Below are 13,908 nucleotides of genomic sequence, written 5' to 3'. Positions count from 1 at the left end.
GCCCGGATGGAGCGCTGCGTAATCCGGGGCGGTGCTGACCATGTGCACGAGTCCCGGATTTCGCTTCGCTCCATGCGGACTACGAAACCGGCGTGCCCGCAAGGGTACCGTGGGTACGAATCCCACCCCTTCCGCCAGTCAAGTCAAAAAGCCAAATAATTTCAGGGTTTGCCGATTTTCACTCACCAAACGACTAGCCATTGCCATTAAGCCAAATGCCTGACTGATCAGCGCGAACCTTAGCGGGTACCGCTGCGTCAACTTTCCCGCCGGTCCCCCCCCCCGCCGAAAGTCGAGTAGAGATTCCTTTTGAAAAGCCAGTCTCAACCTTGAGTGAAACGTGTGAGCCGGTGCAGCTTCTTGCCCCGCCCATCGCAGGTTGGTGAGAAATGATGACGTATTGGATAGAAAAACTCGTGGTGCCTCTCATATTGATGATGGTAGGCGGAATTGGCACGGTCATCTGGCAATACGTAACCTCGCCCGAAGCCAGCTTTCTAGCGGCCAACGTGAGGTGGGTATCCGTGCCAAACCCGTTGTACGGAATGGACGGAAAGGCGGTAGGCGAACTAGAGAAATCGATCGCAACAGCATTTGGCATAGTTGGCCCTCTCTCCGGACCGTTTAGATTTGAGAGGGAAATGCGCGTCGCCGTCATTACCATTAGCAACGTAAGCAGCGTTCGTTCGAAACCAGTTGAAGTAATTGCGAAGGACGATTCATTTCTCTACTCGCGCCAAGCGACACCGGGCGCAAAGGGCCTGACTAAAAAGATCATAGTCCAGCCCATCGATCCTTTGGAGTCTGTTCAAGTGTATGGCGTGATCAGCGGTTGGCCCTATTCAGTAAGCAAAAATATCTCCGCTGTATATGACAACAAACGCCTTCCTATTTTAGGAGAGGAGGTAGACCAAGAATACGGAAGCGTGTTGGCGACAATCGTTGCTGGAATGCCCTACTCATCCAGTGCGATTATGTTTGTCGGCTTTCTGGTGTTATTCATTCTGGTCATATCGATCCCGGTTGAGATATTGGCCTCTTTTTTTCCGACGCTTCGCGCGAAATGGACGAATGAGCAGCAACTAGCAAAAATGTTGAACACCATCGATATTGTCCAAAGGGAAGACCCGGCAAAACTTGAGAAAGCCAGAGCAAAGCAGAGATCGGCTAAACCGATAGGCGCAGACGCGTAGGCTCTATTGTTCAATTGCGGGGGTGATGATGCGCGCATAATGGCACGCCACCGAAAGCCAATAGAGGGTTAAAACTAAGCGAATTGGCGAGTCATATGGTGTGTCTGTTTTTCTTCGCGACATAATCGCAAGCAATTTGCGCCGGTTGCACAGCGAAGGCGGCAGATGATGTTTCCGCGGTATGGTCTATTGTTGAGGCTTCCATAACCCCTTCGAAATCGCTGTGTGACGATCATGTTGAAAGCTACCGAGGAGGAGATCGAGGAAGTCCGAGAATATTTTGAATGGCAAGCGCCGGACCTCGAGGTAACTTTCATGCAGAAGGTCTACTCGGAGGCCGTCGGGAACACCCGTCACGACGTGTGGGATATCCATACCAACAAGGATCGCTGGTGGGTGATCACTGGCGGCACGAATCTTTACTCTCAAGAGCAATTCCCAAGTATGGACCTTGCTCTGACCTTCCATATTGGCCTGATCATCCGCGTCCCGCGCACGGAAGATCAACAGGAGGACGACCTACGTATCCTACCGTTCGGTCGGGTCTTCGAGAAGATGGAAGAAGCCGGCGCCGCCTTGACACAAGCTCAGAGCCTCACCGATTATCAGGCTGTTGGCGTCCGCTGCCGAGAAGCGCTACTCGAACTGATCGGCGTCGCGCAAGATTCGGCAATGTGGACCGACAACCCACCGCAGCGTGCGAACTTCCGCGCGTGGACAGAAATCATCTGCAACGATCTTCTGCCGAGCGACACGAACAAAGAGCGTCGTGGGGCGGTCAAAAGTGCGCTGGAGTCCGCATGGACGTTCTCTAACTGGCTGACGCATTCAAAGTCCGCTACCTGGCTTGATGCCGACATGGCGCACGTATTAATCCAGCTTGCCTGCGGAATGGCGGCTCGGTTGATCATTCGTGCATTGCGCGGTGTACCTGAAGAATGCCCGAACTGCGGCCTGCCGCATCTCGAACCACAACACGCAGAAAACGCAGCCGCGCCCAACATACTCTGGGAACGGCCGCACTGCGCAGATTGCGGATGGAGCGGCAGGCCCATCCCACTCCTCAATCTTGAGGACGGACAACCGATTATCACTCGCGAGGGTGAAGAGTCCGAAGAGCCCAGCATAATGACAGTTCCGCTGCGCAAGATTGTTAGGCCCGGCGATCCGCCGATCGAGCCGCTAAAGAAGAGAGAAGCCGGGCCACCGGAGCCGGTCGTCTATTTTGCCTACGGATCCAACATGTGCACCGCCCGGCTGCGTGAGCGCACGCCGAGCTGCAAGCCACTCGGCATTGCTACCCTGCCCGGTCATACGCTTCGCTTCCATAAGCGCAGCAGGGACAAGTCTGGAAAGTGCAACGCATTTGCTAGTGGCAACAACGACAACGTAATCGGGGTCCTCTTCAGCTTCGATCCATCCGAGCGCGCCACGCTAGATGCGGCGGAAGGCGTCGGCAGCGGCTACGAGCACGCAATTGTCACGGTCATCAACGAGAAAGGTCGCAGGCGAAAGGTCCTTACCTATCGCGCAACCCCTGAGCACATCGACGACAACCTCAAGCCCTACAGCTGGTACAAAGATTTTGTCCTCTCCGGAGCTAGGGAACACGGCTTGCCGCCCGACTATATTGAAAAGCATATCCAGTCTGTAGAAGCGATCGATGACCCCAATGCGACACGCGACAAGAATGAGCGGGCCAAGCTGGGAAGTCCCGAGCTGTGATGCTACGAATTCGGCGCGCGTTATCGATCCGGACCGGCAGCGCAACTCCGAGACGATTTCCACAGACATAATGGACTACGGTGGTTAGTCGCTTGGTGAGTGGGCACGCCTATTGTGTTGAAAGTTATGTTCAACCGGCGGAAGGCGCGTCCGCCCTTCGGGACGTTCTCCGGACGCGCTGTGTACGGCGCGACGAGATCAACGCGCTCGGGCTGAAGTCGATCAGGCACGCTGACGACCTGCCTGATGGGCGCGATCGTGGGGATGCTGACGCAGCCGTAGACACAGTAGCCCGGATGGAGCCAACGGGTCGCGCGAACGCGCGCCCGATGACAGGCTCCGCACAATCCGGGGCGGTGCTGACGCGGTGAAGCTCCCTGTCAGGATCGTTGTTGGGCCGGTCGACGGCGCGGACGAACGTCGCCGCGCATTGAGCCGTCGCTTGCAATAACGCGATGACAGGGGATCGATGGGTCGTAATTCGTGCGCATTATGGCACCAACCGCGCGTGCAGCTTTCGAATTGCCGGCCTTAGCAGCGACAGCTTTGTACGACATGGTCTTCCCCTTTGGGATCTTGCGCACGATGTCGCGAGCCTTATCCGAAAAGGTTTTCATAGGCGAAGTGTAGCAGATTTCTTTTTGCTTGCGGTTGGAACGAGCGCGTCGCGCTGGCACGGAAGATTCGACCGGACGTGCCGGTGTTAGTTTCGAAATGCGCGTCGCCGTCCTAACATTGTGGGCAGCTATTGGCCCCTGGCGTCGTTTACCGCGCAGTGCCGGCGTGGACGCAAACGGAGCATTGCGGACATCGACCGGCGGCTCCGCCCGATGCGATTCGACGTGAATGACCCATTTCGGACCTCCCAACTTCTTAGGTGAAGTCGGGTCAGACCGAGGATCACTCCTGGGTTTGATGTTGACTTGCATCAAAAACAGGTGGGCGCGGCATGTTACTCAGCAAAATGGGGCATACGAGGAGATAAGCAAATGGTGACGCAAAGCAATCCCCACTTCTTTACAATTTGGGCCAAGGAGCGTCTCGATGAAATGGACGCCGCAGTGACATCGCTTGAAGGCAAGGTAGCCGAGGTGCAGGCCGATGTCCGCGACAAGGCTGAGAAGATTCTGGCTGAACTGCGCAAGCAGCGTGATGACTTCCGGGACACCATGAAGAAGCAATCGGAAGCTAACGAGGCCGCCTGGATCCAGGCGAAGGCAAAACTAGAGGATGACTGGCGCTCGTTCGAGGCCGAGGTCAGGAAATATGTCGAGAGCTTCGGCAAGCAAATCGAGCACCAGCAGGCGATGTTTAAGCTTCAAGCCGATGCCCAATTGAAAGCGTGGCGCGAAGCGGCCGACAAACTTGGCAGCGATGCCAAAAAATTCGCTTCTGAGCGTCGGGGCGATATTGACGCCGCCGTGAAGCGTATGAACGCCGATGCAGTCGAGGCGGAGAAAAAACTTGAGAAGTTGAACCAGGCGGGGACCCAGTCATGGTCCGCACTTATGGCAGCTTTGACGGAAACGCGTGCTGCCTTCGATCGCGCCAATGAGGCGGCACGGGACGCGTTCAAGCGAGCTGCCTGATCAAAGCACACTGGTTGGACTCAGAGAGACCGCCGCAAGGCGGTCTTTCTTTGGTACTCTACGAGGATCAAGAAATGACATTTGGCGGACTTCCGAAATTGGCCCATCGCGACATCTTGCGTTGCCGCACGAACTTGGTCGCTATCGGGGCAAAGCGGACGTAGAGTCACGCCGACGGTTTTATGGGTACACGGCCAAGAAAATCGTCATGCCCGGGCTTGACCCGGGCATCCATCGACCAGGAGAATCTCGCGAAGCAGGATGGATGGCCGGGTCAAGCCCGGCCATGACGGCCGCGAAAAGCCTACGCCTTCAACTCCACCGTCTTGAACTCGGCCGGCAGGATCACCTCCAGCAGTTCGACGTCGTCGGAGTAGTCCAGGATCATGTGCCGGATGCGCGGCGGCTGGGTCCAGGCGCTGCCTTGCTGCATCAGGGTCTCGCCCTCGCCTTCCATGTAGGTCTTCACCCAGCCCTTGAGCACGTAGACCATCTGGAAGTCGACATCGTGGAAGTGCAGCTTCGACACTTCATCGGGATTGCACGGTCCCTGCAGCCGGATGACGTGTGCCTGCGCGAGGCCATGCGAGGCGGCGGCGATGCCGAGGTCGCGGTACTTGGCATAGGCGCGCAGCCCGTCGGCCTTGAAGTCCTCTTCGCGGTGATGGCTGATCGCGACGCGCTGCTTCGGCCGCGCCTTGGTTGCAGCTTTCGCTGCGCTCTTCTTCGCCGCCGAGACGCGTCCCTTCGACTTGATGGTCTTGCGCGCGGACGATTTCGCGGACGTCTTCTTGGTGCCGGCGCCGAGCCCCGACCATTTCTTCTTCACCGCGGTCTTGGCTGCCGATCTTGATGCCGTCTTCTTGGCCATTGTTCGCCTCCCGTCTTTTTGTGACGGAGAGAGGCTAACACAAGTCGCGCGCCGCGAGGCGAGCAAAGGCGCACAGCGCGCTTTTGCTCCCTTGCCCGCTCAGTGCAGCCGGAACACGCCGTCGACGGCGCGCAGCTCGGCCGGCTTGACCAGCTTCGAATGCGCCACCGTCACCGAAAACAGCGGGCCTTCGAGCTTCGCCTGCCAGAACGCGAGGAAATCCTGCAGCGCCGGAAATTTCGGAAACAGGTCGTAGTTCTGCCAGACATAGGTCTGCAGCAACGAGGGGTGATCGGGCATCCGATAGAGGATTTGCGCCGTCGTCAGCCCGTACCCCAGCAACTGCTTCCGGAAATCGTCGGAAACAACCCCACCAACTCGCGAGACCATGCCAACCTCCTGTGACGGAGCGCATTCACGTGGTGGCCGACCTCCCCCGCCGGACCACCGGCAATGGATGCGCTCACATGAGAGAAATGTGACGCACGCGACTAACCCATCTCAAGCCTAAATGTTTAATAGGTTGTTGAAATTTCTTGCGTTGGCAGCAGCTTACCGCATCTGCTAATAGCCCCCGCGCCCTCTCCCTGGCGGCATTAAGGATGTCGAAATGATCTCGGCATCCCTTTGGCAGGCGGCACTTACGAGTGCCAATTTTTCTGCTAGAGGCACTTGCCCGCCGCCAAGGCTTGGCCTATCTCCTGCCTAGTCAGTCTGGCACTCGCTGGGCTGGACTGCTAACTCTCCAAAAATCTACAGCATCTACAAATGTTTAGGAGGACTGCATGAAATTCCGTCCGCTTCACGACCGCGTCGTGGTCAAGCGTATCGACGCCGAAGAGAAGACTGCTGGCGGCATCATCATTCCGGACAGTGCCAAGGAAAAGCCCTCGCAGGGCGAAGTCATCGCCGTTGGCCCGGGCGGCCGCGACGAAGCTGGCAAGCTGATCCCGATCGACCTCAAGGTCGGCGACCGCGTCCTGTTCGGCAAGTGGTCCGGCACCGAGGTCAAGATCGACGGTGAAGACCTGCTGATCATGAAGGAAAGCGACATCATGGGCGTGCTCGACGTCCCCGCTTCCAAGAAGAAGGCGGCCTAAGCGCCTCCTCCCTCCCCAGGCAAACCATTCCAAGGAAAAATTCAGATGGCAGCTAAAGAAGTCAAATTCTCCGTCGAGGCACGCGACAAGATGCTGCGCGGCGTCGACATCCTGGCCAACGCGGTGAAGGTCACCCTCGGTCCGAAGGGCCGCAACGTGGTGCTCGAAAAGTCGTTCGGCGCTCCCCGCATCACCAAGGACGGCGTCACCGTCGCCAAGGAGATCGAGCTCGAGGACAAGTTCGAGAACATGGGCGCCCAGATGGTGCGCGAAGTCGCCTCCAAGTCCGCTGACGCGGCCGGCGACGGCACCACCACCGCGACCGTGCTCGCGGCTGCGATCGTGAAGGAAGGCGCCAAGTCGGTCGCCGCCGGCATGAACCCGATGGACCTGAAGCGCGGTATCGACCTCGCGGTCGAAGCCGTCGTTGCGGACCTCCAGAAGAACTCGAAGAAGGTCACCTCGAACGAGGAGATCGCCCAGGTCGGCACCATTTCGGCCAATGGCGATGCCGAGATCGGCAAGTTCCTCTCCGACGCCATGAAGAAGGTCGGCAACGAGGGCGTGATCACGGTCGAGGAAGCCAAGTCGCTCGAGACCGAACTCGACGTCGTCGAGGGCATGCAGTTCGACCGCGGCTACATCTCGCCCTACTTCGTCACCAACGCCGACAAGATGCGCGTTGAGATGGACGACGCCTACATCCTCATCAACGAGAAGAAGCTCTCCTCGCTGAACGAGCTGCTGCCGCTGCTCGAGGCCGTGGTGCAGACCGGCAAGCCGCTGGTCATCGTCGCCGAGGACGTCGAAGGCGAAGCCCTCGCCACCCTCGTCGTCAACCGCCTGCGTGGCGGCCTGAAGGTCGCGGCCGTCAAGGCTCCGGGCTTCGGCGATCGCCGCAAGGCCATGCTGCAGGACATCGCGATCCTGACCGGCGGCCAGGCCATCTCGGAAGACCTCGGCATCAAGCTCGAGAACGTCACGCTGCAGATGCTCGGTCGCGCCAAGAAGGTGATGATCGACAAGGAGAACACCACGATCGTCAACGGCGCCGGCAAGAAGGCCGACATCGACGCCCGCGTTGCCCAGATCAAGGCGCAGATCGAGGAGACCACCTCGGACTACGACCGTGAGAAGCTGCAGGAGCGTCTCGCCAAGCTCGCAGGCGGCGTCGCGGTGATCCGCGTCGGCGGCGCGACCGAGGTCGAGGTGAAGGAGCGCAAGGATCGCGTTGATGACGCGATGCACGCGACCCGCGCGGCTGTCGAGGAAGGCATCGTCCCGGGCGGCGGCGTCGCCCTGCTCCGTGCCTCCGAGCAGCTCAAGGGCCTGCGCACCAAGAACGACGACCAGAAGACCGGCGTCGAGATCGTGCGCAAGGCGCTGTCGGCTCCCGCTCGCCAGATCGCGATCAACGCCGGTGAAGACGGTTCGGTGATTGTCGGCAAGATCCTGGAGAACAAGGCCTACAACTACGGCTTCGACTCCCAGACCGGCGACTATGCCGACCTCGTCAAGAAGGGCATCATCGACCCGACCAAGGTCGTGCGCACCGCGATCCAGAACGCTGCCTCGGTGGCCGCGCTCCTGATCACCACGGAAGCGATGGTTGCCGAGCTGCCGAAGAAGAACGCCGGCGGCCCCGCGATGCCTCCGGGCGGCGGCATGGGCGGCATGGACTTCTAAGCGACGAAGTCGTCCCGGACGCGGTGCAGCGCGAAGCGGTGCACCGCAGAGCCGGGATTTCGCTCAACGACAACGAAATGCAGAACCCCGGCAGCGATGCCGGGGTTTTTGTTTGGGCAAGCTCGCTTACTGCAGCGCGGCCAATGCGGATGCTTTGCACAACCTCACGCTGAGACAGGAGCCTCACGCGGCTCCCAGCATGCACGTTATGCACAACACTCTCCGTAAACATACGTTGGTCTGAGTTGACAATTTCAAAAAAATTTTGCGCGAGAGTCGCAAACCGAACCGACAGCGTCATCTTCGTCCCGCACAGTAAGCTCGGGACGAGATCGAACTTCACTCTCAAAAATCCGAATCGAGCACGGAGCGTCAGCTCCCGTGACGCGGGCGAGCGTTGCGGAGAATGCTTTCACTTGCGAGGGAGGCTGTACGGTGGGCGAAAGCGAAGAGGTTTTCTGCCGAGCCGCCTGAAGAAGCGGCGTTGAAGTCACATTGAGGATTCGTTCAAGGAGGGACCTGGCCGGTTGGAAGAAGCCCACTGACGAGCATGCAGCCCCCACTGCCGATGCTCCGTCAACCGCCGCAGGTGCGCGATGCCCCCCAACTACCCCGCGCACCGATCTGGGGCCAATCCAACCGGCCGGACTATTCTGCAAGGCAAAAGGCAAAAAGCAAAAGGCAATATGGGAGGGAGGCGCTCATGGGCATGGTGATGGTCAGATGTCCGCAAACCGGACACGCGATTTCCACCGGAATCAAAACCGATCGCGAGAGCTTTCGACGCAGCACCGTGTTCTTCGCGCGCACCCCCTGTCCGTTTTGCCGCGCGGATCACGCCTGGTTTGCGCGGGACGCGTGGGTCGATGAGCCGAGCATCCGCGTGCGGCGACGCCGCGGCGGCGGTTCGCCGGCCTGAAAATGGCCGCCACTTTTGACGACCGCGATGGAGGGACACCATGGCGCAGGTGCAGATCTCGACGGAAACGTCTGCCTGGCTGCTGCAGGCCAAGGACTTTCTCGACGAAGCGCGACGGCTGAAACCCGGTCTGAAGCGCAATGAGTTGCGCGAGACCGCAAAGGTGCTGCGCGAGATTGCGAAGCTCGAAGAGGCATCCTCCCCCGCACGGGAGCTTGATCGGCGGCCGGGAAGCTGACCGCACCGGGGACACGCTCACACGGCGTCGTCCGCCTCGATTTCCGGGATGCGCGGATCGTTGGCCGACGCCATTCCTCGCGTTCGAACCTTGTCGCCCGAGAAGATCTCCTCGGCTTCGAGACGCATGACGCGATGGCATTCGCACGCCGCCGCCAAGAGCCGCGCCCGATCGATCTCGATCTGGCCTCGTTGATCCGACCTGATCGCGCCGCGCTTGCGCAGGTTGCCCATCAGCAAGGTCACCGTTGTTCGTCGCACGCCGAGGATTTGTGACAGCGCGTGCTGGGTCAGCGGGAGGACGTCGCTGTCGACGCGGTCGCGAAGCTGAAGCAGCCAGCGCGCCATCCGCGCCTCGACCGGATGGAGCGCATTGCAGGCGGAGCCGAGCTGAAACTGGATCAGCATCGATCTGACATGCTTCTGGATTGCCTGCCGAATCCCGGGACTGCGGCCGAAAGCGGCATGAAAGCGCGCCGCCGGAACCCGCGAGGCGGTACCAGCCGCACGAACGACGGCGGTAATGCCTGACGGCGAGGCTCCAAGCACCGAAAGACTGCCCACCGCCCCTTCGCATCCAACCACACCGGTCGCGACCGTGTGCCCATCCGCCATGTCGATCATCAACAGGATCGCGCCGCTGTGAGGAAAGAAGACGTAGTCGATCTCGTCACCGGCGCGCGCCAGGACTGCATCCTGTTCGAGCGCAACGGTCTCAAGTTCGGGTCTCAGGAGGTCCAGATCCGCCGGCGACAATGTCGCGAGAAGGCGATTACGAGTTCCACCGGAAATGCTCACCTGCGGGAACGTCAAGGGTCGCACAGCATACTCACTCAAACACAGGATCAAAAACAAATTCCAAACGCTTGACCGCAAGGCGGAATTCTCTGCAGCAGCGCTTTTTAAAGTAGATGCAAATGCGCCAGCGGACGCAATAGCAAAATGCGCATCGCCGCCACCGTAGAACTTCGGGAACCCAACAGTTCCAGTTTCGCTTCGCAAGCGCCGCGCGCGAAATCCGAACCTGCTCTTTCACCACCCGCGCGAGGAGGAAGGTGGCGGACGCGGTGTGACCGTTCCGCTGCGGCACCCGTCAAGACGCGCGCGAGTGGCGGTCCGGCCACTGATGCGCCTGCGCGAGCAGTTCCTGCGCGTCCTTGATCTCGGCAAGATCGAGCGCCGCATCGAAGCCGGCGAGCACCGGCGCCAGCAATCGAGATATCTCCTCTGCCCGGCCGCTGCGGCTGTAAAGACGTGCAAGTCCCAGCGCGCCGCGCAGCTCGAACGTCCTGGTCTGCTGCCTTCGCGCAATCTCGAGGGCGCGGCGGAAGGCGCCCTCGGCGCCGGACATGTCAGGGCTGACGCGGCGCGACCGCAGTTCGCCCTGCACGCGGTAGAGCTCGGCATCCAGCCAGTGCTGCCCGGACTGCTCAGTCGCCTCGATCAACCCATCGATGATGTCGAGCCCGGCATCGACATGCCCGGCCTCCGCATTCGCCACGGCAATGTGCAATCCCCAGAACGGTTCACAGAGGTAGCAATCGTTCTCGTGAAGCAACGTCCAGCCACGCTGCATCTCAGCGAGACCTGCGGCCCGGTCGCCGGCACGCCACTTCTCCAGACCATTGAGATAGGTGCCGGCGGCGACATACAGCGGCATCGTGTGGTCCTGCGCCAGGCCCAGGGCAAGGATCGTCTCGGTCTGGCGCAACCTGCTGCCGCACAGCCCGTCGAAGACGGCCTTGTGAACCAGCGCATTGGCGCGCGCGAGCGCGCGCTGTTTCCCGGCGACGTTCACCGCTGCGCCCGCGAGCTGCCGGGCCCGATCGATCTCGCCACGCGGCCAAAGCACCAGGGCGAGAAATCTCATGATGACGAACGGCAAGTCGAGCGTCGAGGCCTTGAAGGTTGCCGGATCCGGCTCGGTCGCATAGGCCGCGAAGGCCTGTTCGAGATGGATGCCCGCGTTCAGGTACTCGCCCGCGAACCAGGCGGTCACCCCGCTGGTCCAGCGCGCCACGATTGCCGCCACCGGCGAATCCGGATGCCGCTCCGCTGCGCCCATGATCGCCTCCGCCAGCTCTCGCATCGGCGCGAGCTCGCCGTGGGTCAAGCAGGCGTTGAAGAGGCCCGACTGGATCGGCGCGAGCTCGATTGGATCATCGACATCCGAGGCGAACTGCCGGGCGCGCGTCCAGGCGGCCACCGTCTCGGGGGCGCTGTGCCCAAGACTGCCCCGCAGCGCGCGGCCGTAGGCGATTTGCAGATGGAGCCGGCCGATCATCCGAGCCGGCTCGTCGGGCAGTTGATCGGCGATCGCGACCGCCTTGCCGAGATGCGCGATCGCCTCGCAATAGGCCGAGCGCTTCAGTGCCTGCTGACCGGCCTTGCGCCACCACGCCAGCGCGGTCTCGCCGAGCCCTGCCTCGGTGAAATGGTAGGCAACGACTTCCGGCTCGATCTCGGCCATCTCGGCAAACTTGTCGCGCAGCACATCGCCGATATGCTTGTGAAGCAATTGCCGGCGGCTCTTGAGCAAGCTCTCGTAAGCCGCCTCCTGGACCAACGCATGCTTGAAGCTGTAGCTTGCATCCGGCGGCACGCCCCGGCGCAGCAGCAACTCGGCCTCTTCGAGCTGGGCAAGCGCCGCGGCAAGCGTCAGATCATCGCGCCCCGCCACGCTGCGCAGCAGCGCATATGAGAACTCACGGCCGATCGCAGCGCCGATCTGCGCCACCTCCTTGACCGGGGCCAGCCGGTCGAGCCGGGCCATCAGCGAATCCTGCAGCGTCGCCGGGATCGCCAGCGGCGGCAGCGGATTGTCGAGGCGATAGCGCCCGGCAGTCTCGACCAGCAGCCCCGACTCCATGACCATCTTGGTCAGCTCCTCGACGAACAGCGGGACACCGTCCGTCCGCTCGACGATCTGCGTCATCATCTCGCCGGGCAGCAACCGGCCGACGGTCACCTGCTCGATCAGCGCGCGGGTGTCCTGCCGGTCGAGCCGATCGAGCCGCAGCAGGCTGACATTGGCGAGCCCCGCCCATGGCGGCTCGAACTCCGGCCTGAACGTCATGAGCATGAGGATCGGCAGTCCCCTGATCCGGTCGACCGCGAGGTCGAGCAGTTCGAGCGACGTGGCATCGGCCCAGTGCACGTCTTCACAGACGACAAGCACCGGCTGCTGCCGGGCAAGGCCCTCGAGCTGGTCGAGCAGCGCTGCGAATGTCTGCCGCCGCTGCTGCGCCGGGCTGAGGCCGAGCGGCGGATAGCGCTCGCCGGTCGGGATCGACAGCAGCGCTGCGATCAGCGGTGTCACGGTGGGCACGTGCTGCGTGCCGAGCGCCAGCATGGCTTCAAGCTTGTCCAGCTTCTGCTCCGGCGCATCCTCCGACCTGATGCCGGCGGCACGCTCGAGCTGGGCGACAAACGGGTGCAGCGCGCTGTTGGTGTGATAGGGCGAGCATTGATACCGCACACGGCGGTGTGTCCCGGGCGCCAGGCTGTCGGAGAGCATCGCCACGATGCGCGATTTGCCGATACCCGCTTCGCCCGATATCAGCACCGCCTGGCCCTGGCCCTGCCACGCCAGTTGCTGGCGCGACAACGCAAATTCGATCTCCGCCTTGCGGCCGACGAAGCCGATCGAGCGCGCGGTGCGCACCGCCTCGAAACGGCTTTCCGATGCCGGCTCGCCTTCGACGGCCCACACCGCGATCGGCTCGGAGATGCCCTTGACCTCGCGGCGGCCGAGGCTGCGCAGCGTGAACAGATTGCCGAGCAGCCGCCGGGTCGAGGCCGCCACGACGACCACGCCCGGCTCCGCCAGGCTCTGCAGCCGCGCCGCGATGTTCGGCGCATCGCCGACCAGCGCCTGCTCCTCCGACGCGCCGCCGGAGACGAGGTCGCCGACCACGACAAGCCCGCTCGCGATCGCGATCCGAACCGCAACGCCCTCTTTCGCGCGGGTCTCGAGCTTGCCTATTGCGGCAATGACGTCGAGGCCGGCGCGCACCGCGCGCTCCGCATCGTCCTCGTGGGCACGGGGATAGCCGAAATAAGCCAGGATGCCGTCGCCGATAAATCTGGCAACGGCGCCGTCATATGTCGTGATCACCTGCGCACAGGCTGCGCGATAGGCGCGGATCACCTCCCACATGTCCTCGGGATCGAGACGTGCCGACAAGGCCGTCGAGCCGACCAGGTCGCAGAACATCACGGTGAGATGGCGGCGCTCGGCATCGTGCGGTGAAACCGGCGCGGCGATCAGTTCGGCTTGATTGAGATCGGCGATCGCACGCAGCATCTTGCGGCGATGGCCGAGCAGGACGCCGAGCCTGTCGAAGTCTTCATCCGTCAATTCGGGAAGAACGCCGAGGTCGATCCCGTTCTCGGCAAAACGCAGCGCGTATTGCCCAAGTCCCAGCTTCTCGAGCCATTCCGCAATCTGCTGCACTGGCTTCACCGACGGGTTGACGGCTGGCCGAATGGACCACGGTGCGCAAACGTTATCGCAATCTGCCCGGGGTGGCACCTCTGTTTTGCGGCCCGGAGCAGCACATGCGAATTGCGCCGATAGCGGTGCCCC

Annotated in this window: 12 protein-coding genes; 7 read left to right on the top strand and 5 right to left on the bottom strand. The window is 61.5% G+C overall.

Annotated features, from left to right (window positions below; translation table 11 throughout):
• The first annotated feature begins 389 nt into the window (after positions 1 to 389).
• A complete protein-coding gene (locus JEY66_RS18545) occupies positions 390 to 1,193 on the top strand; it encodes a hypothetical protein (protein WP_018272369.1) in 804 nt (267 codons plus the stop codon).
• A gap of 234 nt (positions 1,194 to 1,427) precedes the next feature.
• Positions 1,428 to 2,918 (top strand): gamma-glutamylcyclotransferase family protein, encoded by a 1,491-nt coding sequence (locus tag JEY66_RS18540; protein ID WP_018272370.1) that lies wholly within the window; start codon positions 1,428 to 1,430, stop codon positions 2,916 to 2,918.
• 380 nt (positions 2,919 to 3,298) lie between these two features.
• Here JEY66_RS18540 and JEY66_RS45465 read toward each other — a convergent pair whose 3' ends face one another.
• Positions 3,299 to 3,535: an MGMT family protein gene (locus tag JEY66_RS45465; RefSeq protein ID WP_080650378.1), complete on the bottom strand. Its 237-nt coding sequence runs from the start codon at positions 3,533 to 3,535 to the stop codon at positions 3,299 to 3,301.
• Between the two features lie 372 nt (positions 3,536 to 3,907).
• On the opposite strand from JEY66_RS45465, the gene JEY66_RS18535 reads away from it, so the two are divergent.
• Positions 3,908 to 4,507, top strand: coding sequence for a sll1863 family stress response protein (locus JEY66_RS18535; RefSeq protein ID WP_018272371.1), 600 nt, complete (start codon positions 3,908 to 3,910; stop codon positions 4,505 to 4,507).
• Positions 4,508 to 4,811: 304 nt separating this feature from the next.
• Here the strand turns inward: JEY66_RS18535 and JEY66_RS18530 are convergent, their stop codons facing one another.
• Both JEY66_RS18530 and JEY66_RS18525 read right to left on the bottom strand, forming a co-directional pair.
• Positions 4,812 to 5,378 (bottom strand): cupin domain-containing protein, encoded by a 567-nt coding sequence (locus tag JEY66_RS18530; protein WP_018272372.1) that lies wholly within the window; start codon positions 5,376 to 5,378, stop codon positions 4,812 to 4,814.
• A gap of 99 nt (positions 5,379 to 5,477) precedes the next feature.
• The gene (locus tag JEY66_RS18525; protein ID WP_026192965.1) at positions 5,478 to 5,768 is read right to left on the bottom strand and encodes an usg protein; all 291 of its coding nucleotides are present in this window, start codon (positions 5,766 to 5,768) and stop codon (positions 5,478 to 5,480) included.
• A gap of 395 nt (positions 5,769 to 6,163) precedes the next feature.
• On the opposite strand from JEY66_RS18525, the gene JEY66_RS18520 reads away from it, so the two are divergent.
• The 4 genes from JEY66_RS18520 (at position 6,164) to JEY66_RS18505 (ending at position 9,321) form a co-directional block, all read left to right on the top strand.
• Positions 6,164 to 6,478 carry a co-chaperone GroES gene (locus JEY66_RS18520; protein ID WP_018272373.1) on the top strand — a complete coding sequence of 105 codons (315 nt, stop codon included), beginning with the start codon at positions 6,164 to 6,166 and terminating at the stop codon, positions 6,476 to 6,478.
• 45 nt (positions 6,479 to 6,523) lie between these two features.
• Complete coding sequence (gene groL, locus JEY66_RS18515) at positions 6,524 to 8,164, top strand: chaperonin GroEL (RefSeq protein WP_018272374.1); 1,641 nt, start codon at positions 6,524 to 6,526, stop codon at positions 8,162 to 8,164.
• Positions 8,165 to 8,867: 703 nt separating this feature from the next.
• A complete protein-coding gene (locus JEY66_RS18510; protein WP_016840464.1) occupies positions 8,868 to 9,083 on the top strand; it encodes a hypothetical protein in 216 nt (71 codons plus the stop codon).
• A 40-nt stretch (positions 9,084 to 9,123) separates the two neighbouring features.
• A complete protein-coding gene (locus JEY66_RS18505) occupies positions 9,124 to 9,321 on the top strand; it encodes a hypothetical protein (protein ID WP_018272375.1) in 198 nt (65 codons plus the stop codon).
• A 17-nt stretch (positions 9,322 to 9,338) separates the two neighbouring features.
• On the opposite strand, the gene JEY66_RS18500 is transcribed toward JEY66_RS18505, so the two are convergent.
• Together JEY66_RS18500 and JEY66_RS18495 are read right to left on the bottom strand one after the other, a co-directional pair.
• Positions 9,339 to 10,076, bottom strand: a complete 738-nt coding sequence (locus JEY66_RS18500) for a Crp/Fnr family transcriptional regulator (protein WP_018272376.1) — start codon at positions 10,074 to 10,076, stop codon at positions 9,339 to 9,341.
• 337 nt (positions 10,077 to 10,413) lie between these two features.
• Positions 10,414 to 13,776, bottom strand: coding sequence for an adenylate/guanylate cyclase domain-containing protein (locus JEY66_RS18495; RefSeq protein WP_018272377.1), 3,363 nt, complete (start codon positions 13,774 to 13,776; stop codon positions 10,414 to 10,416).
• Positions 13,777 to 13,908: the final 132 nt, after the last annotated feature.

It is taken from the genome of Bradyrhizobium elkanii USDA 76 (genome assembly GCF_023278185.1).
In the GTDB taxonomy this organism is placed as follows: Bacteria; Pseudomonadota; Alphaproteobacteria; order Rhizobiales; family Xanthobacteraceae; genus Bradyrhizobium; species Bradyrhizobium elkanii.
The sequence above is the reverse complement of the archived record's forward strand: the minus strand, read 5'-3'. Positions and strand labels throughout refer to the sequence as shown.